Raw genomic sequence first — 22049 nt, forward strand, 5'->3', positions numbered from 1 at the left:
TTTCCCCGGTTTTTTTATCTGCAAGTCAGGCTTTTGGTTTGTAGTTACGCAACGCGTTGCGGCCGAGAACCACACCTGAACCGATAATCCCACCGAGCAAGACCGCCAGAATTAACGTGATGGCCTTTTTCGGGCTGTCACGATAAACGGGAAGATCCGGCTTCATAACGTAACGATAGACATGGATGGTATCCGGGTTCACGTTCAACTTCTCGATATCCAGTAAGTTTTGCTTAGTCTGGTAGTAAGCGCCAGAGAAGACCAGCGGACGAGACGCTTCGTTATCAATCATTGATTTCAGCGCTTCGCTCCCCAGCAGGAACATGGTTTCCTGAGTCACGTCCTGGGTTTGCTGGATCTGCGGAGTGGTAATTTTCGCCGCTTCCGCATTCTTAAGCGCCTCAGAAATCTGTTTAATGCGTAGATCTTTTTGCTCCTGAGCGACTTTCTCCTGGTTTTCAAGGGAGTCATTGAGGCTGGTGATCTGCTGCTTAATGTTGTCTTTGAGGTCGAGAGCAAGTTCCTTCGCCGTTTGCTCATCCACCTGTTGGATGTATTGCGCCAGCTGTTTTTGTGCCGCTTCTGCTGACTCACCTTGATACGTGACGCTTAACGGCAGCGGTTGTCCTTTAACGGTAGTATCAATGGTCAGCTTTTCTGGCATTTCCTGGTTTTCGAGCGCCTGGGCTAAAGCAGAAAACGACGAATTGAAACGGCTAATCGCGCGGTTTTGAATATCCAGCATAGAAGGAGCAGCGCCGCCGTAAAGAATATTCAATGCATTCGCGTAAGTGGCAATTTGCGCCGCATCCGGCTGGGCAATAATGGCGGACGAGGTCCATTTTTCTTTTGCGATGGTGATATAAATACCCGCAATGATGATAAAAACAGCAACAAAAGCGCCAATTACCCACTTTCCACGCCACAGCTGTAGCACTAAATCAAGTAAATCAATTTGCTCCGGACCATTACTGCTATTAACCGGAGTATTGTTGTTCTGCGTCATACAATCCCTAACAGATGAAAAAGGGCAAAAACAGTGATGTTTACATAGTGTATCTGTTGCCAGCGATTTTTCTATCAGAATCCGATGAGTTATATCGGAAAGATGGGTTATGTAACTCGCGGTCAACGCGTTATCATATAGCAATTCTGATGCCTCAGGCATCGACAAGATAGAAATATAATGAGGGAAGATATGAAATTTTTGGTCACGGGCGCGGCAGGTTTTATCGGGTCGCATGTCAGCCAACGCTTGCTGGATGCCGGGCATCACGTCGTCGGAATTGATAATTTGAATGACTATTATGACGTCAATCTTAAGCTGGCACGTCTGGATTTACTGAAATCCGGGAATTTCACCTTCCACAAAATGGAGTTAGCCGATCGTGAAGCTATGGCAGCGCTGTTTGCCGCCGAAAAATTTGATCGCGTGATACATCTGGCCGCACAAGCAGGTGTGCGTTACTCGCTGGAAAATCCGCACGCGTATGCGGATGCTAACCTGGTCGGCCACCTTAACGTGCTGGAAGGGTGTCGTCATAACAAGGTACAGCACCTGCTGTATGCCTCATCAAGCTCCGTTTATGGTCTGAACCGCAAGATGCCGTTCTCCACTGACGACTCCGTAGATCACCCGGTGTCACTGTACGCGGCGACCAAAAAAGCCAACGAGCTGATGTCGCATACTTATTCCCATCTGTATAACCTGCCGACCACCGGCCTGCGTTTCTTTACCGTGTATGGCCCGTGGGGACGTCCGGACATGGCGCTGTTCAAGTTTACAAAGGCAATGATAGAAGGCAAAAGCATCGATGTTTACAACTACGGCAAGATGAAGCGTGACTTCACTTACATTGATGACATCGCTGAAGCCATTATTCGTTTGCAGGATGTCATTCCTCAGGCCGATGCAGACTGGACCGTCGAGACCGGTTCCCCGGCGACCAGCTCCGCGCCTTATCGCGTTTACAACATAGGTAACAGCTCTCCGGTTGAGCTTATGGATTACATTACGGCGCTGGAAGAAGCGCTCGGCAAAGAAGCAGAGAAAAACATGATGCCGATTCAACCGGGTGACGTGCTGGAAACCAGCGCGGACACGAAAGCGTTGTATGACGTTATTGGTTTTAAACCGCAGACTTCAGTCAAAGACGGGGTGAAAAACTTTGTCGACTGGTATCGCGCTTTCTACAAGGTCTGAAACAAAAAACCCGGCACACTGGCCGGGTTTTTTACGTGCTTAACGCAGAATATCAGTCGCTACCAAACAGATCGCGGGTATACACTTTATCCGCCACGTCTGCCAGTTCTGCTGCCATGCGGTTAGAGATAATCACGTCCGCTTCCTGCTTGAATGCATTCAAATCGCGAATCACACGTGAATGGAAGAACTCATCTTCCTGCATTGCAGGTTCATAAATAATGACCTGAACACCCTTGGCTTTAATACGCTTCATGATCCCCTGAATGGACGAGGCGCGGAAGTTATCGGAACCGCTCTTCATGATCAGACGATACACGCCCACCACTTTCGGCTGACGCGCCAGGATGGAATCAGAAATGAAATCCTTACGCGTACGGTTGGCATCAACAATCGCTGAAATCAAGTTGTTTGGCACAGCCTGATAGTTGGCCAGCAGCTGCTTGGTATCTTTTGGCAGGCAGTAACCACCGTAGCCAAATGACGGGTTGTTATAGTGGTTACCAATGCGCGGATCGAGACAAACACCTTCGATAATCTGGCGGGTATTTAACCCCAGGCTCTCTGCGTAGCTGTCCAGTTCGTTGAAGTAAGCGACACGCATTGCCAGGTAGGTATTGGCGAAAAGCTTAATCGCCTCCGCTTCAGTGGAGTCGGTAAACAGTACCGGAATATCTTTCTTAATTGCGCCTTCCTGCAGTAGGGCAGCAAAGCGCTCAGCACGTTCAGAACGCTCACCAATCACGATACGAGAAGGATGTAGGTTATCGTATAACGCCCTGCCCTCGCGCAGGAACTCTGGCGAGAAGAAGATATTATCGATGCCCAACTCTTCTTTGATAGATTTAGTGAAACCTACCGGAATGGTTGACTTGATAATCATCACCGCATTTGGGTTTATTGCGATAACGTCCTTGATTACTGCTTCTACCGTTGAGGTATTGAAGTAGTTAGTCTTGGGGTCGTAATCGGTAGGGGTCGCGATGATGACAAAATCCGCATTACGATAGGCATCTTCTTTATCAGTCGTTGCACGGAAGTTCAGCGGTTTATTAGCAAGATATTCCTGAATTTCTTTGTCGACAATTGGGGACTTCTTCTGGTTAAGCATGTCCACTTTGGCCTGCACGATATCCAGTGCAACCACTTCATGGTTTTGTGCAATCAGGATGCCGTTTGAAAGCCCGACATAGCCCGTTCCGGAGATAGTTATTTTCATTCGATCAACTTCTTCAAGTTTTGAGTTTCAGGAGGCGTAAACACCCCACCGCAATAAACAACTGTTGAGGTTTTTACCTCTTATGTTGAGCGGCTGTCAAGGCGAATGCCTGGCTACAGGATTCAGTAAATGCAGTGGTTTATGTGGCGTTGAAAGACGCTCGTTGTGCAAAGCAAGTCCACATGGGCGTAAGCGCGATAAAAAAAGCCCGATGAGGTTCATCGGGCTTTACTATCCAACTGCATTAAATCAGATTAATCCAGCCATTCGGTGTGGAACACACCTTCTTTATCCGTACGTTTATACGTATGCGCACCGAAGTAGTCACGCTGCGCCTGGATCAGGTTGGCAGGGAGTACGGCAGCGCGATAGCTGTCGTAGTACGCCACTGCAGCGGAGAAGGTCGGCACCGGAATACCGTTCTGTACAGCGTATGCAACCACATCACGCAGCGCCTGCTGATATTCGTCAGCAATCTTCTTAAAGTAAGGTGCCAGAAGCAGGTTCGCGATACCTGCATTTTCAGCATAGGCATCGGTGATTTTCTGCAGGAACTGGGCGCGGATGATGCAACCTGCACGGAAGATCTTCGCGATTTCACCGTAGTTCAGATCCCAGTTGTTTTCGTCAGAAGCCGCGCGCAGCTGAGAGAAACCTTGCGCGTAAGAGACGATTTTACCCAGGTACAGAGCACGACGAACCTTCTCAACGAATTCCGCTTTGTCACCTGCTGATTTAGGCTGCGGACCAGACAGCACTTTGGAAGCCGCAACGCGCTGCTCTTTCAGAGAAGAGATGTAGCGAGCGAATACGGACTCGGTGATCAGAGACAGCGGCTCGCCCAAGTCCAGAGAGCTCTGGCTGGTCCATTTGCCGGTACCTTTGTTCGCCGCTTCGTCCAGAATCACATCGACCAGGTATTTACCTTCTTCATCTTTCTTCGTGAAGATATCTTTGGTGATGTCGATCAGATAGCTGTTCAGCTCGCCTTTGTTCCATTCGGTGAAAGTCTCTGCGAGTTCTTCGTTGGAGAGGTTCAGGCCCCCCTTCAGCAGAGAGTAGGCTTCAGCAATCAGCTGCATATCGCCGTATTCGATGCCGTTGTGAACCATCTTAACATAGTGGCCTGCACCGTCCGGACCGATATAGGTCACACACGGCTCACCATCTTCCGCAACCGCAGCGATTTTGGTCAGGATTGGCGCAACCAGTTCATACGCTTCTTTCTGGCCTCCAGGCATGATAGATGGGCCTTTCAGCGCGCCCTCTTCACCACCGGAGACACCGGTACCGATGAAGTTGAAGCCTTCAGCAGAGAGTTCACGGTTACGACGAATGGTGTCCTGGAAGAAGGTGTTACCACCATCAATGATGATGTCGCCTTTATCCAGATAAGGTTTCAGGGAATCGATGGCTGCATCGGTACCTGCGCCCGCTTTCACCATTAACAGGATACGACGAGGCGTTTCCAGAGATTCAACAAACTCTTTAACCGTATAGAAAGGAACCAGTTTCTTACCCGGATTCTCAGCGATGACTTCTTCGGTCTTATCACGGGAGCGGTTGAAAACGGAGACGGTATAACCACGGCTTTCGATGTTGAGCGCCAGGTTGCGCCCCATCACTGCCATACCGACAACGCCGATCTGTTGCTTGGACATTACATACTCCTGTCAGGTTTTACTGCCGCTCCGATGAACGGCTTTAAGTGTTACTGATGTTAACTTAGGTAGCATCAACATGGATAGCGGAAGATGTGCTAGCATTACTACTGCATTACATATATTTATTTACAATTCTTGTATAGAAGTAGTGTATTCATGCAATGTCATACCTCGTAAATCTTTATGAGATAGTATTTTACTTCCATCAGGCCAGTTTATGGCTAGAGAAGGATCATTCCAGATAATTGTTTGCTCAAATTCAGGATGGTAATAATCCGTGCATTTGTATTCAAAATCTGCCAATTCTGAAAGAACATAAAAACCATGTGCAAAACCAGGAGGAATCCAAAACTGACATTTATTTTCCTCAGACAACTCCACTCCAAACCATTCTCCAAATGTTGGGGAGTCGATTCGTAAATCTACCGCAACATCGTAAACGCAACCTCTTACAACACGAACTAATTTACCTTGGGGATACTTTAATTGCAGATGTAGACCTCTTAAAACACCTTTAGCTGATCTGGAGTGATTATCCTGCACAAACCTAAGATCTATACCAAGCTCTTTGCAATATTTCCCCTCAGAATATGTTTCCAGAAAAAATCCCCTATCATCTCCAAATACCTTTGGCTCTATAATCTTAAGTCCAGAAATAGGTGTATTAATAACTTTCATTTTCAGTCCCCGCATTACAATTGAGCATTGGCAGTTTTAATTTACTTCCATATTTATAATCATAATAGCTTGGAGAAAATCGTCCAAAGCCAGAGGTAGGATGAAAGGTTAATTCACCAAAAAAAATTTTAGGGCCAATTAAATAAAAGTCAACTCTTACGAAAGGAAATGGTTTTGCTAAAAGCTCAGCCAGATCACGTGCAACAAAGAAACTTTCAGGCATTGAAAGAATGTCATTTCTGGAATACTCTTCAGGCCAATTAATTAAAAGAGGACTGAAGTCACGCGTATAATTATTTCGAAGATGCTTGATTTCTTTATTAGAGTCAACATGAACGATTTCAACTCTTCCATTGATGCACGTGAATTTTATATCATTAGGGATTCTACCATCTTTATCTAACAAAAGTTTTTCGACAACTATTTGTGGTTTTATATTTTTGTATTGCCACTCTTTACTCTTTGAATAATGATTGCTTTTTAACCATTTTTTAGCGTCTGAAACTATTTTTTTTATTTCCATTTCTTCCTTATTGCGTACTATATGATATCCCCCGCTATCATGATTAGCTTTTATGATGAAAGGATAACTTGGAAAATCAAAATGTATCAACTCCTCAGGATTTTCAGTCGAATGTACTAGCGGAATTAAGTACTGTTCACCAATTATTTTCTTTATATAATCCCTAACAGCAATTTTATCAGCACAAGTCGTCAATAAAGGCTTCCGGTAATAAAGCTTTAGCCATTGTAACTTCTCATTTAAACTTTTAGGGTCACGTAGATTCAAACTATACCCTAAGTGTTTTTTAAAAATCATTTTAAGATAAAGGGATTCCGGGAGTATGTACGCTTTAAAAAGCCTTAGTTTTTCTTTGATTTCAGACATGCCGTCACCCTTTCAAATATTCTTACAGAATAATACTTAATTAACCGAATCATCTCTTTCCGCCAAAACAAATAGGGATAGAGTGAGTATCTATACGACGGAATAATTAATTGAGTGCTGTCTATCTCTTTAATATTCTGTGAATCATTTAAATTCTTGACTAATAATATTGTTTTTAGCTCAACTCCATTATTAAAATCAAAAACAGGAATAATTCCTTCCGTCTGATGTTTAAGTGGAAATTTAATAATTTCCTTATCATTGAAATTATATCTTATTGTGGGGAAGTAAAAATTACCAAGGGAATAAAAAATCATTTTCCCCCGATAAATTTCCATAGGTTGTATGATGTGGGGATGATGGCCAATAATTAAATCTGCGCCAGCGTCAATTATTTCTCGGGCAAGTTTACGGATGGAAAAATCAGGGATTGCAATATCTTCATTACCCCAATGCACTGATACTACGATAGATTTTTCTCTATACTTGTTCTTAATTTCATTAACAAAACTAAGATCTAAATCACTAGGACCATCAATGTCATCCGTTGCAAAAAGGAGTGCTCCTGATTGATCAGCGCTTCTAAGCGTGAATGCTATATTTATAACATGCTCATTTGTATGATCAATGAGTTGTATCTGACCACGCTTACCAATCCCAAAATACTTTAGACCTAATTCATCTAAAACTTGTTTTGTTAATTCTGAACCACAGACCCCGTAATCATTGAAATGATTATTACTTAAATTAATTAAAAGGGGATTTAATTTTTTCAATTTTGTAACATTTTTAAAGTCTGCCCCAAGGCAAATTTTGTTTTTGATGGTTTTAAAATCATCTTTTATAAAAGGGGATTCCAGGTTGACGACCAACTCAGCCCCCATCGAATCACATTTCTCCCTTATTGTGTCGAAAATATCATTACTAACTAATTCTGTATCTTGAAGGACGAGATCACCTGTATATCCCAACATTGTACTCTTGGAGTTATTGATCATATAATATTTTTCCATCTGCAAAATGCAAAACGATAAACAACTTCGTATGTAAAAAGAAATAATGAAGTATAAACAAAGTAATATATATTATTCAGCAACCCGAATTGATGACCAAAAAACATTACTACAAGATATAAAAGAGTGGTGGATATCATACCGAATAAATGGAGCTTTGTATAATTAAACACTATTAATCCATTTTGAGCGAGAGTTAAGCTTAAAGAGAAACAAATAGCAGCAATCATTAATAAGCGTGTAATTTCGATAGAATCGTTTGTAACGACAAAAATATAGTGCATTACAAATGGCAATATAATTGCTGCAAGGATTGTATACGCCGCAGTGAATGATAACATTATAAAGAGTAATTTCTTGAGAAAAATTTTATTTTTCTCTCTATTCATCTTTGGGAATACGGCATTATTTATGATGGTAATAGGTAGCAAAAGTAGATTTAATATTTTTTGTGCAAAATCATATATTGCAACTGCTTCATTTGAGATAAATGCACCAATTAAAATTACATCTAATTTGTTTTTAATTGCAATTATCGCAGAAGTTAAAAATAAGTTAATACTGTCCCTTGTAACTTTAACCATGGACTCGTAGCCAGGCCAAATAAAACTGATGTGGTATTTAAACATATGGTAAATAGAAAAAGAACCGGCCAGAAAGAAGCAACCTCCTGTGATTAATGAAACAAGGTAATAATCGCTTTGATTATGAATAAGTGAAAAAATAAGAATAACATTTAGCAATTTTGTCGCAATAGAACTTATTGCAATAACTTTAAGTGACTCTTTCGCCTGATAGAACCACTGTGCTACTAAGAATTCGTTAAAAGTGAGTGTAAAAGCAGTAATGTATAAAACCTTACTAGTTTTGTCATCTATGAAAACCCATACACCAACTAAATAAATGAATGCAACAAAACACCAAATTATAAACTTAACGCTAAAAATAGCAGAGCAAAGTTTATTTACTTCTTCTGTTTTATCTATAAATTCTGACACTGACTTAGCTGCACTAATATTGAATCCAAAATTGACGAATATAGCGACGTAACTAACAACAGCTTGGCTTAGCATTATCTTTCCATATAATGACAATCCAAATATCTTGATTAGATAAGGGTAAGTAAGGAAAGGCAAAAGCATTGTAATAATTTGTATAACAGATAAATATGATATACTTTCAAATATTTTTTTATTGCCAGATATTATTTTATTTAATCTACTTTCCATTATTTAATTTTCCTGAAACACCAGATATCCCGTCTTTTATTCCGCTAAACATATAGTGAACGCGGAGCTTCCTTTGAGGACCTCTGAGAAAATAAACAATTGGCATAGCAATCAATTCTATAACTTTCTTTATCTTCCATTTCAGCGGAACATATCCTCGGCTTAATAAAGCAAATGTATTTCTAAATTGATAGTAATGCCTCACTGGGGAACAGAGTATATAGTTCCAAAATAGGACTCGCCCTCGCCCTAAACCTATCATATGTTCCATTATTACGTTCTCAGAGATATAGATCGCGTAGCCTTTGGCTCGAGCACGCCAGCACCATTCATGGTCAACAGCATCTATAAATAGTCCATCCTCCATAAGACCTATTTTTCCAATGGAGTTTAATTCTAAGAGAGAACCCGAAGCAATGATCTGTCGTGTTTCTGTTAAACCTTGTGGAGATTTTTTTTCATTTTTAGAAATTTCGATCTTTCCCTCTATAACATCTAATATTCTTGGTCCAATGCAAGCGACAGGAATTCCTTTATTCAAGAGAAAATCCATATCCTTGGCTAGTTGTTGGCCGATATTTGATGGGATTATTGAATCTTGATCGAACAAAAAACAACGTGTACAGCCAAGTTCTATTGATTTACGTATTCCTTCATTTTGTGCTGTCGCAATACCTAAATTATCGTTAAGCGATATAAGGTGAACATTAATTTCACTTGTTTCAAACGAGGATTTTAGTGGAGTATTATCTACAATGATAATATGCTCGACTTGTTTTTGGAGCAAATCTATCATTTGCTTTAAATGAATCACATCCGGATGAAAGAGTACAATGACCGCTGAATATCCTTTCATCTATCTCGCACTCCGATATTTTTTTGACAAAAAAATAAATGATAAGGTTCTAAAAACAAAGAAATATAGCACGAGTGCGTAAATAATTTTATCAAACATAAAAATAGAATCTAATGCTACTATTGATAATAACAGAAATGAATAATATATAGCTCTAAACTTGTCAAAATCATTAATTATCCATTTCATCTTAAATTTAAATCTTGGCTTTGACATAAATTCTAAAGTTACACAAAATGGATAAACGAGCCATAGCAAAAACGAGTCAAATAAACTTACGCTACATATGAATATGGAAAAGTATCGAGAATATACTAATAAACTGTATAAAGGGATATTGTACCTATTTCTAATAGAATTATATATTAAATAAAGGAGTAATATCGCAACACAAGAAAGGGTAACAGAAAAACCTATTTTATAATCGACACCCCAAGCCACTAACATTAGCACTATAAGACATATACTACGAGATAAATATATTATAGTTCTTTTGTTTTCGTAGTACTGAATATCCTCATTTGTTAATCTTAAAGTAGGATTGATTTCTTTTTTTATCAACTCTGCATCATTGTATATATACCCTATTTCGTAACTTGAGTAAATTGTTAATACAATAAAAATAGAAAGAGCCAGACATTCTGTATATGTATAATCATTATAAATTAGAAAAACACATATCATTATTGGTATAATGTATGAAAGAACCCAAGCAATTCTTTTTTTATTACTATTTAATCTTGTATTAAAAGAATAAAGAATGGGAAAGAAAAAGAACAAATGATTCATATAATGATATCCACTTTAAAACCATTCCGTTCCCAAAAAGCAATGTTTTTGGGTTTTGAAAGTATTGTGACTTTTTCAGATTTTTTAGCGAGTTTGAGATCTGAAATATTATCCGTAATTACCCAGTTCACTTCAGAGAAATATTTGTGCTTGTTTCCTAATAAATCCTGACTTAATTTTCCTGTGCAAATATCATTTTTAAAGTCTAAACTACTCGAATATGCAATTCCTTCAAAAATCTTTTCATTCTTAATTATTGCTTCGATTACTATATTTAATGATGCGGAGGCTAATATAAATTTATAATTATTTATCTCCTTATTAATAGCATTAAATGTTGATAATATTTTCAGTCGATCAAGCTTGTTCTTATAAAATTCATTTGCTATATCTTCTAATTCTTTTTTTTTAAAACCTCTTAACCTTTTAATGTAAAGATATCTATAAATATCTTTATGTAAGAACCTACCCATAATAATTAATGTATATTTAATCGGTTTTACTTTTAGTAGGATTATTTTTTTATTCTTCTTATTCAAGACAAAATCAACATAATCAAAAGTGGTGTTACTCCTATAGAGTGTATGGCATACGTCGACAATCGCAGTTTTCACTTTTTCACCTTCTTAATAAATCGGCTCAAAATACCATATACCCAGTTTACATTGCTATTGATTAATATATAGAGGCATATTTTTTTTGGTAATGGAAGATTCATTTCATTTTTATGCAATTTAATTTTGAAAAATCGATGCGATTGTTTCCCTCCCCAAGGGAAAGGTTTACATTTCAAACAATTTTTCCACATTAAATAACACAGACTGAGTTGGTCTCTTCCAGAATTAGACTTTAACTCCTCATACCATAAATTCATAAGATTCGTGATTTCAGGTTTATTATGGTTCCTGAAAATAGTGTTGTTTTCGTATAGTCCATTGTGTTCCGGATAGCATTCGCTTTTATATTTTTCTATTTGGGATTTAATTTTTTCAGATACACCTTTGCCAAGATTTATACATATATCAGCCTCTTCATATAAACAATCTCTATCAGGGTGTGGAGGTATAGATATGTCATATTCAGACAATGCTTCGTCAAATGCAAGATTAATATCATCTGATTGAATCTGAATATTTCCGTCGATATATAAACTTTGATCATAGTTTTTTAAAAATAGATGTGGGAAAAATTTATATTTACGGTTAAGTATAGCCTTATTATTTAATTTATCGTTAGAAATATATACTACATGCCATTTTGAAGATTGCACATCTTGATTATCAGTGAAACATATATAATCAATATTTGATTCTATTCTCTTAGGTTCTTGTAAAAGATCATAATCACCAAATATCGCAGTATATACAACTCTTTTTATCATCGGCATTTTTTGTACATTATTCTCTTGATAAATTTTGGACATAATGCAAAAACTCCCCTTGCAATTATAAGACCATATATTTGAGGATCGAATTCTCTCATTTTTATAGCAAAAGATAACCTGATTTTTAATTCACTTAATGCTTTTTTGAAACCAGAACGACGCTCAAGTGTTTTATCATCTAATCTATAATTTAATAATACAGCGTCAACATTACCAAATCTATAACCGTATATTAATAATTTGAACCATAATGCAAGATCTTCACTCAATCTCGTTTGTAAAGGATAACGGTTCTGTTTATTATCAAAAACTCGCACTCGAAACATTACCGTAGGATGTATGAAGGGACATTTGTAAAATGTATATTTAACAAGATCTTCATGAGTGAGTGGAATCTTTTTAATATCTAATGCATAACTCGAGCCAAATTCATGGCAGAATGAGCCTATCACATCTACTTCTTGTTTTTTATGAAAATAATTTATTTGCTCCTCTAGCCTGTGAGGTAAAGAGATATCATCGCTATCCATTCTTGCAATAAATTTATATTCTTTTTTCGCAACGACAACATCTATGAGTTCATTAAGCGAATGAGCTAAACCTTTGTTTATATCTCTTCTAAAAATTTCAATTTTTTTATGACTACTGTAGTTATGCAATAAATCATTAATATTTTTACTAACCTGGCCATCGACCATTATGAATAATTTTATTTCACTATACGTTTGAGAAAGTATACTTTCGATTGCTTGTTTTATATATAAAGAATTGTCTTCTCTATATACGCTCATTATTACCGCAATTTTTTCCATTTCTTATTCAGCCTGATAGTAAATAAGTTCAAGCGGGACACTTCCATGTTTATTTGCATCATACATGACTTCATACGAGGAAAATGCCAACGTTAGTAAAATCACTCCTGTACTCAACATGAAACTAAGATTGTCTTTGAACATGATTTTTTTAATGATTATACATAACAGTATAAATCTTAAATAAATTAAATAGAAGCTAATTCTCTCGAATATGTCATAGTTAATGAAAACAACATTAATGATAGTTCCGATAATAAATAGGTTAACCAGCATCGGCTCATCTATTTCGTATTGATATGCTAGTATGAACATAGCTAGTACGATCCAGAATATAACCCCTAGCCCACTTCCTTCAGGAATAATCACCATGTCGTTGAAGCGCTGTATATAAAGTTCTGAATAATATGGCACATGGCTTATGATATTGATTAGAATAGTATGGACAGCATCGACTTTCATTAATATAAATGCTAAAACCAGTAGAACACACCAAATATAAGATTTTATTCTTCTTCTAGGGACTAAATAGGCAAATATAAGAATGGCAGAACTGAAATGTAAAAAAACTGTTGATATGGTTACGCATAAAACATATTTCAATAGTTCTCTGCTAGGGATAAATCTCATGTAATATATGAAGAATGCCGTTGCTAATGCTTGTCGCACTTGATTGTCAGCATAAAATATAAAGCCTGTCGAAAACATCAGTATTGGCGCAAAATTATATATGTTATATTTTTTTATTCCGATATAACATAGCATGTATGTAAGAAATGTATAAAACGCCATCAAAAAATTAAAACCGTAATCAAACGGACTCAATAATTTGGATAGAATTATATAAGTTGGTTCAATCGCCGAATACAAACCAACGTTAATTTGATTATATATATTCTCATATTGCGCATAATCATTTCCAATTCCTTCTCTTAACCCATAAAATATCGCATAAAAAAAAGGAGTAGTTAGCAATAAGAAATTAACATTTCTTTTAAAGATCAATGAATGCATCGTTAGGAATACTGAAAATCCTATATATAGCAGGAGCGATGACATAAATTAATCCATTGACAATTTTAGGAGATAACGACCATAATTATTTTTACTAAGGGGGAGCGCGAGTTTTTTTAACTGTTCTGTATCAATAAACCCTTTGCGATACGCAATCTCTTCCGGGCAAGAAACCTTAAGCCCCTGACGCTCTTCAATCGTCGCAATAAAATTACTTGCCTCAATAAGGCTCTGATGAGTACCCGTATCCAGCCATGCATAGCCACGCCCCATCATCGCAACGGACAGACGCCCCTGCTCCAGATAAATACGGTTAATATCGGTAATTTCCAACTCACCGCGCGCTGAAGGCTTAAGGTTCTTCGCCATTTCCACTACATCATTGTCGTAGAAATAAAGACCCGTTACAGCATAGTTGCTTTTAGGTTCCAGCGGCTTCTCTTCCAGACTGATGGCCGTACCATTTTTATCGAACTCCACCACGCCATAACGTTCAGGATCGTTGACGTGATAGGCGAATACCGTTGCACCCTCGCCTTTACTCACTGCGGCTTCCAGCTGTTTAGGCAGGTCATGGCCGTAGAAAATATTATCGCCCAGCACCAGCGCACAGTTGTCGTCACCAATGAACTCTTCGCCAATAATAAAGGCCTGAGCCAGTCCATCAGGGCTTGGCTGTACTTTATACTGAAGGTTTAATCCCCACTGACTGCCGTCGCCCAGAAGTTGTTCAAAGCGCGGGGTATCCTGTGGCGTACTGATGATCAGAATGTCTTTAATCCCTGCCAGCATCAGTGTAGACAGCGGATAGTAAATCATTGGTTTGTCGTAAATGGGCAGCAGTTGTTTACTCACCGCCATAGTCACAGGGTAGAGACGAGTGCCGGATCCACCAGCAAGAATAATACCTTTACGCGTAGCCATTATAATTTCTCTGTAAACGCAAAATGCCCGAATCCGGACATTTATTTAATGATTAAAGTGATTGGGCTGTAAAAAGCTCAGCTAACATGCGCTTCACGCCAACATCCCATGCTGGCAATACCAGACCAAAGTTATCCTGGAATTTCTCTGTGCTTAACCGCGAATTCTGCGGCCGACGAGCAGGTGTCGGGTAAGCACTTGTTGGCACTGCGTTAAGCTTTTCAATCGCCAGTTCAATGCCAGCCTTTCTGGCTTCATCAAATACCAGCGCTGCATAGTCATACCAGGTTGTCGTATCGGATGCTACCAGGTGATAAAGACCAGCCACTTCTGGTTTTACCATCGCTACACGAATAGCATGCGCGGTACAGTCTGCCAGTAATTCTGCTCCCGTAGGCGCACCTACCTGATCGTTAATAACAGAAAGTTCTTTACGCTCTTTCGCCAGACGCAGCATGGTTTTCGCGAAATTGTTCCCTTTACCCGCATAGACCCAGCTGGTACGGAAAATAAGATGGTTAGGGCAATGTTCTTGCAGCGCTTTCTCACCATCACGTTTAGTCTGCCCATAAACATTCAAAGGCGCTGTTGCATCCGTTTCACGCCATGGTTTATCGCCATCGCCCGGAAAAACGTAATCTGTTGAATAATGAACAACCCAGGCCCCAATTTTTGCAGCTTCCTTCGCAATAGCTTCAACGCTGGTTGCGTTCAGTAACTGCGCAAACTCTGGCTCAGATTCTGCTTTATCTACGGCAGTGTGAGCAGCTGCGTTAACGATCACATTAGGTTTGATAGCACGAACCGTCTCAGCAATCCCTTCCGGATTGCTAAAATCACCACAATACTCTTTCGAGTGCACATCAAGGGCAATTAAATTACCTAATGGAGCGAGTGCTCGCTGAAGTTCCCAACCCACCTGCCCTGTCTTGCCGAACAGAAGAATATTCACAATTATCGTTCTCCGTAGTTCTGTTCGATCCAGGTCTTATAGGCACCGCTTTTAACGTTGTTAACCCAGTCCTGGTTGCTCAAATACCATTCCACAGTTTTACGAATTCCACTTTCAAACGTCTCTTCCGGCTTCCATCCCAGCTCAACGCCAATTTTATGCGCATCAATCGCGTAGCGGCGGTCATGCCCGGGGCGGTCAGCGACGTAGGTGATCTGCTCGCGATAGGAGCCTTCTTTCGGCACGATTTCATCAAGCAGATCGCAAATGGTGTGCACCACTTCCAGATTTTGCTTTTCGTTATGCCCACCGATGTTGTAAGTCTCACCCGGTTTACCCTGAGTTACGACGGTGTACAGCGCACGCGCATGGTCTTCAACGTACAGCCAGTCGCGGATCTGGTCGCCTTTGCCGTAAATTGGCAGCGGTTTACCGTCCAGGGCATTCAAAATCACCAGCGGGATCAGCTTCTCAGGGAAGTGATACGGCCCGTAGTTATTGGAGCAGTTGGTCACGATCGTAGGGAAACCATAGGTACGCAGCCATGCGCGAACCAGGTGATCGCTGGACGCTTTAGACGCAGAATATGGGCTGCTCGGCGCATAGGCTGTGGTTTCTATAAACAGCGGGAGCTCAGCAGAGGCAGGATGTTCATCAGGATGAGGTAAGTCACCGTACACTTCATCCGTAGAGATATGGTGGAAGCGAAACGCCGCTTTGGCCTCGTCATCCAGCGTCGACCAATAAGACCGTGCGGCTTCCAGAAGCACATAGGTACCGACAATATTGGTCTCAATAAATGCAGCGGGGCCGGTAATAGAACGGTCAACATGACTTTCTGCCGCAAGGTGCATGACCGCATCCGGTTTATGCTCGGCGAAAATGCGATCCATTGCCGCTTTATCGCAAATATCCGCATGTTCAAATACATAACGATCGCTATCATTAACGTCGGTCAGTGACTCCAGGTTACCGGCATACGTCAGTTTATCCACATTGACGACTTCATCATGGGTATTTTTAATAATATGTCGTACCACTGCTGAGCCGATAAAGCCGGCCCCGCCCGTCACAAGAATTTTCACGTGATCTGTTCCGTCTATTGAATTTGTCGAGATATTGGCGTTCTGATACCGGGTAATTAATATCGGCTTCAGAAATTTTGCACGCTACCGCCCCTGGCTTAACAGCTACCAGTGCACTGAGCGAAGTTTGAATAAATGATTTTTCTGGTCTGGATTCAGACAAAAACTGCCGTTAATTGTCGTCCTAAATGACCTCAGAAACAAGCACAAATCGTTACAAATCTGACCAGATTTAAATCAGATAAATCCATGTTATCATTAGAATTAATAACAAAAAACGGCAGCTACCATTTTGGTTATGTTTCAACATACCCAAATGATGACTGCCGCTTGTGCAAATCAAGTAAGAAAAAATCAGTCGTTAGCTAACAACTTCTCAATCCGGCTTCTGAACTTCGCCCCTTCCTTCAGGTTGCGCAGCCCATAGTTCACAAACGCCTGCATGTAGCCCAGCTTCTTACCGCAGTCGTAGCTCTCACCGGTCATCAGCATCGCGTCAACAGACTGCTTCTTCGCCAGCTCGGCAATGGCATCGGTCAACTGGATACGATCCCAGGCGCCTGGTTCGGTTTTTTCCAGCTCGGCCCAGATATCCGCGTTCAGGACATAACGACCAACCGCCATCAGGTCTGACTCCAGCGTCTGCGGCTGATCCGGTTTTTCGATGAACTCAACGATGCGGCTCACCTGCCCTTCTGTCTCCAGCGCTTCTTTGGTCTGGATAACAGAGTACTCGGACAGATCGCCTTTCATGCGTTTCGCCAGCACCTGGCTGCGGCCTGTTTCGTTGAAACGCGCCACCATCGCCGCCAGGTTATAACGCAGCGGATCCGCAGAAGCGGTATCAATGATGATATCAGGCAGGACCACGATAAACGGGTTGTCGCCCACGACAGGACGAGCACACAGGATGGAGTGGCCCAGGCCCAGCGGCTGCGCCTGACGCACGTTCATGATGGTGACGCCAGGAGGACAAATGGACTGCACTTCGGCCAGCAGTTGACGTTTAACACGCTGCTCCAGCAGCGCTTCGAGTTCGTAAGAGGTGTCGAAGTGGTTTTCAACCGCATTCTTGGACGAGTGCGTAACCAGAACGATTTCTTTGATCCCTGCAGCAACAATCTCGTCGACGATGTATTGAATCATCGGCTTGTCGACGATCGGTAGCATCTCTTTAGGAATGGCTTTTGTGGCTGGCAGCATATGCATGCCCAGTCCGGCTACCGGAATGACTGCTTTCAAATTAATCATTATTTCTTCCACCTTAAAATGGTTGACGAATTATAGCTCTTAAACCTGTTTTCGCCAGTATGATTTGCCGTAATCCTGTAATGATATTACGCCTTAGCACCACAAATTACAGTAGTTGTAATCTGAATAGAATGCGATTCCGTGCCAGGAATAGTCGCAAAAAGCCAACTGACGATTATCTGTGCGGCAGCGCAAAATTCAGCCGTTCCGTATTCACCACATGCTGATCCACCCGGTCAATATCCACCGAGCTCTGCCCTTTCTCATTCACTGCTTTGATGTTTGCCAGTGACAGCAACGTCTCGTCTTTCGCCATAAACTTACCCCGCACATCCTTACGCAGGTCGAAGTTCAGCTTCAGCGCGGGTCCGATTGCTGCTTCCTGCATCACATTGATATTGCGTAAGAAAAGGTGCTGAGGTTTGTTATGCAGTTCAAGCGTTGCGCGCTGCATCTCGACGTTGGTGATGGCCACAAACGAGGTCGCATTACCGGATGAAATTTGTATGCCGCGCAGCTTATAGGCAAGCTGGATATTATCCAGACGAATATCGTTAAGCTTGAAGTTCTGCGGAATCGACAGGTAGTCACCTTTAATCACGCCGTAACCGATTAACATGCCGGCACTATTGACCATATCGACATTATCAATAACGAAATTATCACAGCCATAAATTGCTACCGTGGCATTGTCTATTCCCGCCTTTTTACTGAAATCAGGCGTAATATTTTTGGCTTTAATATTGCGGATAATAAAGTGTTTACCGTTCTCAACGTGCACCAGCTGGCGGCAGTTGCTGCCGGTGATATTGGCAACCACAAAGTTCTTCACGGTCTGTTTTTCCGGGTAGTCGTTGTCGTAGGTACTGCCCGCAAGGCCAATACCAATCCCCCAGTTAATCTTCCCGTTGGTGCAGTTGATGTTGTCGATCACATGGTCGGAGATCAGAATATTGCGGTCATTGATGGCCACATTCCACTCGATCGCATCGCCCTGCAGGTGGCTGAATTTGCTGTTGGTGATGCGGGCGCCATCCACCTGGTTGTGAAACCCCTGGCGCAGGATGGCGTAATTGGCCTGGCTCACGCGGATGTTATCAATGACCAGATTACGCATCACGCTGGGCTTTTTGCCGCCAATGTAGATTTGCGTTACCGGGCCAAATCCGCTCATCGCCAGCCCTTTGATGACACAGTCAGAGCCACGAACGTCAAGGGTAATATTTTCGGTACGGCCTTCGCCCTCACCGATGACTTTGCTGCCCTCCTGCAGGACAAAGCGTCCCCGGCCATTGCCGGTTAACGCCCCGCGAATCAGCAGCGTTTTGCCGTCAGGAATGAAAATGCCCGTGTTGATGTTTTTGCAGGTGAGCCCTGCAGGCACAACGACGGTGTCGCCTTCGTTAAACGCCTGCTTAAAGGCGGCGATCCAGTCGTTGTTAGTGTACTGATTTACAGAGACCGTCTTGCCGGTTGCCGCCCGCGCAACGCGGGGCGACAGTAGCGGCATTGCCGCCAGGACGGACAGAGAAGAGACAAAGCTGCGTCGGGTAATCTTTTTCAGCATACAACCTCGGCGTTACAACGTTTGCAGCAGGCTCGCTAACTGGCGATTGATCACCTGCTGGTTAAAATCTGCCTCGACTTTTTGTCGGGCATTGTGCAGCACGGGCTCCAGCGCCTGCTGGTCGATATCGCTAAACGCGGCCAGCCGATCGGCCAGGGCCATGGCGTTATTTTCGGGGACCAGCCAGCCGGAATGATCTGACTTGATCAGCTCCGGGATCCCGCTGTGCAGCGTCGATACCACCGGAATCCCCACCGCCATCGCCTCCATCAGCGCCACCGGTATGCCTTCCATGTCGCCATCGGCGCCCGTAACGGACGGCAGCAGAAACACGTCGGCTTCATCGAGCATGGCCTTCACCTCGTGGCTCGGCTTAAAGCCCGGCATCTCCACGTGCGTTTCCAGCTCATACTGTTCAATAAGCGTACGCAGACGACGCTCCCACGGGCCGATACCGAGTATGCGATAACGGAAATCCACCCCGCGCGCCTTGAGCTGGCGGCAGGCTTCAATCGCCACATGCAGCCCTTTTTTCTCGGTCAGTCGGGCAACGGAGATAATCTGCAGCGGTTTACCCGGCACCTTGACCGGACGTCGGGTAAAGCGCGCCAAATCCACCCCCATCCGCGAGACGGTGATTTTCTCGCCCGGGCAGCCCATCTTTTTGAGGCGTCCGGCCCACAGGTCGCTGATGGGCAGCATCATGTCGCCGCGCTGGAACAGCTGCTGATACTCCGGCGTGTAGTGGTTCAGCACTTCACGGCTGGAGATATCAATGCCGTGGAAGATCGTGGCGATCTTCCCGTCAATCACCCCCAGCTCGCGCAGTTTGGCTGCGGTCACCCCTGCCGGGCCAAAGTGGGCGATATAGACATCAGCGCGGTACGGCTGCGCCGTTTGCCCACAGATGGCCGACAGGATCAAATTGCGCGACTCCGCGCCATAGCGGGAGATGTTCAGCGCTCGCCAGGTCGACGCGCGATGGAGCCCGCGTAAAGTCTGGCTGGCACGGTAGCGCAGCTTGTTCACTTTTCCGGATGGCTCATCCTGCAGCCAGCGGGTTTTCGCCTCCAGCCCATACTGGGTATACGCCGCATGGGTGTTTTGCGTATCGCCCTTTTGCAGGGCGATAATTTCCACGTCATATCCCATATCGATAAACGCGGTGATTTGATTGAGTACAAAGGTTTCAGACGACAGTGGAAATTTCAGTAAGAAGAAACCAACCTTCATTTCCCCTCCCGCACGCGGTCAAGCACCGACTTCACCATCCCCATTCCCTTTTCGCGCTCGGCTTTCACTGCCACGGCCAGGCGCTCATTCACGGCGGGCAGTTGCCCAAGGGTGTCGCCCACCATTGCGCCGAGCGAGCCATCCAGCAGATGACGGATATCCACGGCCATTTCCGGCATCCCCAGCTGCTGCATAATCCCGGCAGACTTGTGCTCATAGTTGATGGCAATGGCTGGCGTGCCAAAGTTCATCGAGATGATGGCAGAGTGCAGACGGGTACCCACGGTCAGGTCACAGGCTGAGAGCAGTTTGCCCATCTCCAGATCGTTCAGTTCGTCCATCACCACGTGATACCGGGACGGATCGTTCACCAGATGGCGCAGGTTCAGCGCCACCATGCGATCATCCTTGTTGTAACTATCGATACCGGTACAGGTGGAGAGCGCCAGCACCTGATAACCGCTGTCCAGCACGCGGTTAACGACCTCGGCAAAGGCCTTCTCGTAGGCGGCCTGAGTCGTACCTAAACGCTTATCAAAAGGTGCCAGCTCGCGCAGGGTAATGGCGACGGTTTTCTGTTTCGCCGCCACGTCCAGCCAGTGCTGCACCGCGTAGCTCGGCTGGAAGCTGTCGTCCTGGTGATCCACCAGCCACGCGGTATCCACGCCGTGCTCGACTTTCGAAGTGTCGATCTCGCTGCGCTTCATCATGTCGAGGCTGACTGACTCACGCAAAATCAGGGCATCGCAGTGGCCAAACACATAGTTTGCCAGCTGGTTGAACTGAGGTTCCTGGAATGGCCCGACACTGTGACCAATCATAAACAGCGGCTTCTTCGCCATAAAGGTACAGAGCGCATGCTCAAACTGCGGCACGCCGTAGAGATCGACGAAGAACGAACCGCCCACCTGAATGATCGCGTCATAGCCGGAAAGCAGACGCACAAAATCGGTAAAGCCCTGCGCGATGGCGATGTTGCGCAGCTTGCCGGTGTCGGTTACGCGAGAAAGCAGCACCTGATGCTGGTAGCGGCGACGCAACACTTTCTTCACGCGTCCCATCACGCCCGCAGCGTTATTGTGCTGTTTCATCTGGCTGTAGAGCGGGTCGCCCATCACCGGGCGGTTCAGTAACCAGGATGAGCTGACCGGGTAACGGCTCATCACGTCCACTTCTGTCTCAGGCTTAAGGGTGTTAATTGCATCCAGTAAACCGCGCAGGATGGCGCTGTCGCCACGGTTGCCGCAGGTATGGTTGCCAAGAATTAATAATTTCATAATGGCCTCT

Annotated in this window: 20 protein-coding genes; 1 reads left to right on the forward strand and 19 read right to left on the reverse strand. The window is 43.2% G+C overall.

Annotation, left to right across the window (positions count from 1 at the left end):
- Window positions 1-25 precede the first annotated feature (25 nt).
- Complete coding sequence (gene wzzB / locus ACQG2G_RS14090; RefSeq protein WP_369118593.1) at window positions 26-1006, reverse strand: LPS O-antigen chain length determinant protein WzzB; 981 nt, start codon at window positions 1004-1006, stop codon at window positions 26-28.
- Window positions 1007-1198: 192 nt separating this feature from the next.
- Here wzzB and ACQG2G_RS14095 point away from each other — a divergent pair, with 192 nt between their 5' ends.
- Window positions 1199-2203 (forward strand): NAD-dependent epimerase, encoded by a 1005-nt coding sequence (locus tag ACQG2G_RS14095; RefSeq protein WP_369118594.1) that lies wholly within the window; start codon window positions 1199-1201, stop codon window positions 2201-2203.
- Between the two features lie 52 nt (window positions 2204-2255).
- On the opposite strand, the gene ugd is transcribed toward ACQG2G_RS14095, so the two are convergent.
- From ugd to wcaK, 18 genes are all read right to left on the reverse strand, one after another.
- Entirely contained in the window at window positions 2256-3422 is a 1167-nt protein-coding gene (gene ugd / locus ACQG2G_RS14100) for a UDP-glucose 6-dehydrogenase (protein WP_369118595.1), read from the reverse strand.
- A 254-nt stretch (window positions 3423-3676) separates the two neighbouring features.
- The gene (gene gndA / locus ACQG2G_RS14105; protein ID WP_129328141.1) at window positions 3677-5083 is read right to left on the reverse strand and encodes an NADP-dependent phosphogluconate dehydrogenase; all 1407 of its coding nucleotides are present in this window, start codon (window positions 5081-5083) and stop codon (window positions 3677-3679) included.
- 129 nt (window positions 5084-5212) lie between these two features.
- Complete coding sequence (rfbC, locus tag ACQG2G_RS14110) at window positions 5213-5764, reverse strand: dTDP-4-dehydrorhamnose 3,5-epimerase (protein WP_369118597.1); 552 nt, start codon at window positions 5762-5764, stop codon at window positions 5213-5215.
- Complete coding sequence (locus ACQG2G_RS14115) at window positions 5751-6653, reverse strand: ATP-grasp fold amidoligase family protein (RefSeq protein ID WP_369118598.1); 903 nt, start codon at window positions 6651-6653, stop codon at window positions 5751-5753. The genes rfbC and ACQG2G_RS14115 overlap by 14 nt, the downstream gene beginning before the upstream one ends.
- Window positions 6629-7651, reverse strand: a complete 1023-nt coding sequence (locus ACQG2G_RS14120) for a CapA family protein (protein WP_426769273.1) — start codon at window positions 7649-7651, stop codon at window positions 6629-6631. Before ACQG2G_RS14120 ends, ACQG2G_RS14115 begins: the two co-directional genes overlap by 25 nt.
- Window positions 7648-8895, reverse strand: coding sequence for an oligosaccharide flippase family protein (locus tag ACQG2G_RS14125; protein WP_369118599.1), 1248 nt, complete (start codon window positions 8893-8895; stop codon window positions 7648-7650). The genes ACQG2G_RS14120 and ACQG2G_RS14125 overlap by 4 nt, the downstream gene beginning before the upstream one ends.
- Window positions 8885-9751 carry a glycosyltransferase family 2 protein gene (locus tag ACQG2G_RS14130; RefSeq protein WP_369118694.1) on the reverse strand — a complete coding sequence of 289 codons (867 nt, stop codon included), beginning with the start codon at window positions 9749-9751 and terminating at the stop codon, window positions 8885-8887. The genes ACQG2G_RS14125 and ACQG2G_RS14130 overlap by 11 nt, the downstream gene beginning before the upstream one ends.
- Before the next feature lie 785 nt (window positions 9752-10536).
- On the reverse strand, window positions 10537-11154 hold the full coding sequence (locus tag ACQG2G_RS14135) for an HAD family hydrolase (RefSeq protein ID WP_426769274.1): 618 nt from the start codon (window positions 11152-11154) through the stop codon (window positions 10537-10539).
- Entirely contained in the window at window positions 11151-11963 is an 813-nt protein-coding gene (locus ACQG2G_RS14140) for a glycosyltransferase domain-containing protein (protein WP_426769275.1), read from the reverse strand. The genes ACQG2G_RS14135 and ACQG2G_RS14140 overlap by 4 nt, the downstream gene beginning before the upstream one ends.
- Window positions 11918-12736, reverse strand: coding sequence for a glycosyltransferase (locus ACQG2G_RS14145; protein ID WP_426769276.1), 819 nt, complete (start codon window positions 12734-12736; stop codon window positions 11918-11920). The genes ACQG2G_RS14140 and ACQG2G_RS14145 overlap by 46 nt, the downstream gene beginning before the upstream one ends.
- A gap of 3 nt (window positions 12737-12739) precedes the next feature.
- On the reverse strand, window positions 12740-13795 hold the full coding sequence (locus ACQG2G_RS14150; RefSeq protein ID WP_369118605.1) for an EpsG family protein: 1056 nt from the start codon (window positions 13793-13795) through the stop codon (window positions 12740-12742).
- Between the two features lie 3 nt (window positions 13796-13798).
- Window positions 13799-14674, reverse strand: a complete 876-nt coding sequence (rfbA, locus tag ACQG2G_RS14155) for a glucose-1-phosphate thymidylyltransferase RfbA (protein ID WP_369118606.1) — start codon at window positions 14672-14674, stop codon at window positions 13799-13801.
- Between the two features lie 52 nt (window positions 14675-14726).
- Complete coding sequence (gene rfbD, locus ACQG2G_RS14160; protein ID WP_369118607.1) at window positions 14727-15626, reverse strand: dTDP-4-dehydrorhamnose reductase; 900 nt, start codon at window positions 15624-15626, stop codon at window positions 14727-14729.
- 2 nt (window positions 15627-15628) lie between these two features.
- On the reverse strand, window positions 15629-16711 hold the full coding sequence (gene rfbB / locus ACQG2G_RS14165; protein WP_369118608.1) for a dTDP-glucose 4,6-dehydratase: 1083 nt from the start codon (window positions 16709-16711) through the stop codon (window positions 15629-15631).
- A gap of 354 nt (window positions 16712-17065) precedes the next feature.
- Window positions 17066-17962, reverse strand: coding sequence for a GalU regulator GalF (gene galF, locus ACQG2G_RS14170; RefSeq protein ID WP_251999479.1), 897 nt, complete (start codon window positions 17960-17962; stop codon window positions 17066-17068).
- 175 nt (window positions 17963-18137) lie between these two features.
- Window positions 18138-19529, reverse strand: a complete 1392-nt coding sequence (gene wcaM / locus ACQG2G_RS14175; protein WP_369118609.1) for a colanic acid biosynthesis protein WcaM — start codon at window positions 19527-19529, stop codon at window positions 18138-18140.
- A gap of 12 nt (window positions 19530-19541) precedes the next feature.
- The gene (wcaL, locus tag ACQG2G_RS14180) at window positions 19542-20762 is read right to left on the reverse strand and encodes a colanic acid biosynthesis glycosyltransferase WcaL (RefSeq protein ID WP_369118610.1); all 1221 of its coding nucleotides are present in this window, start codon (window positions 20760-20762) and stop codon (window positions 19542-19544) included.
- Window positions 20759-22039, reverse strand: a complete 1281-nt coding sequence (gene wcaK, locus ACQG2G_RS14185; RefSeq protein ID WP_021558691.1) for a colanic acid biosynthesis pyruvyl transferase WcaK — start codon at window positions 22037-22039, stop codon at window positions 20759-20761. The genes wcaL and wcaK overlap by 4 nt, the downstream gene beginning before the upstream one ends.
- Window positions 22040-22049: the final 10 nt, after the last annotated feature.

The sequence above is a fragment of the Enterobacter cloacae complex sp. 382A5 genome (genome assembly GCF_050031095.1).
GTDB classification, from domain to species: domain Bacteria; phylum Pseudomonadota; class Gammaproteobacteria; order Enterobacterales; family Enterobacteriaceae; genus Enterobacter; species Enterobacter cloacae.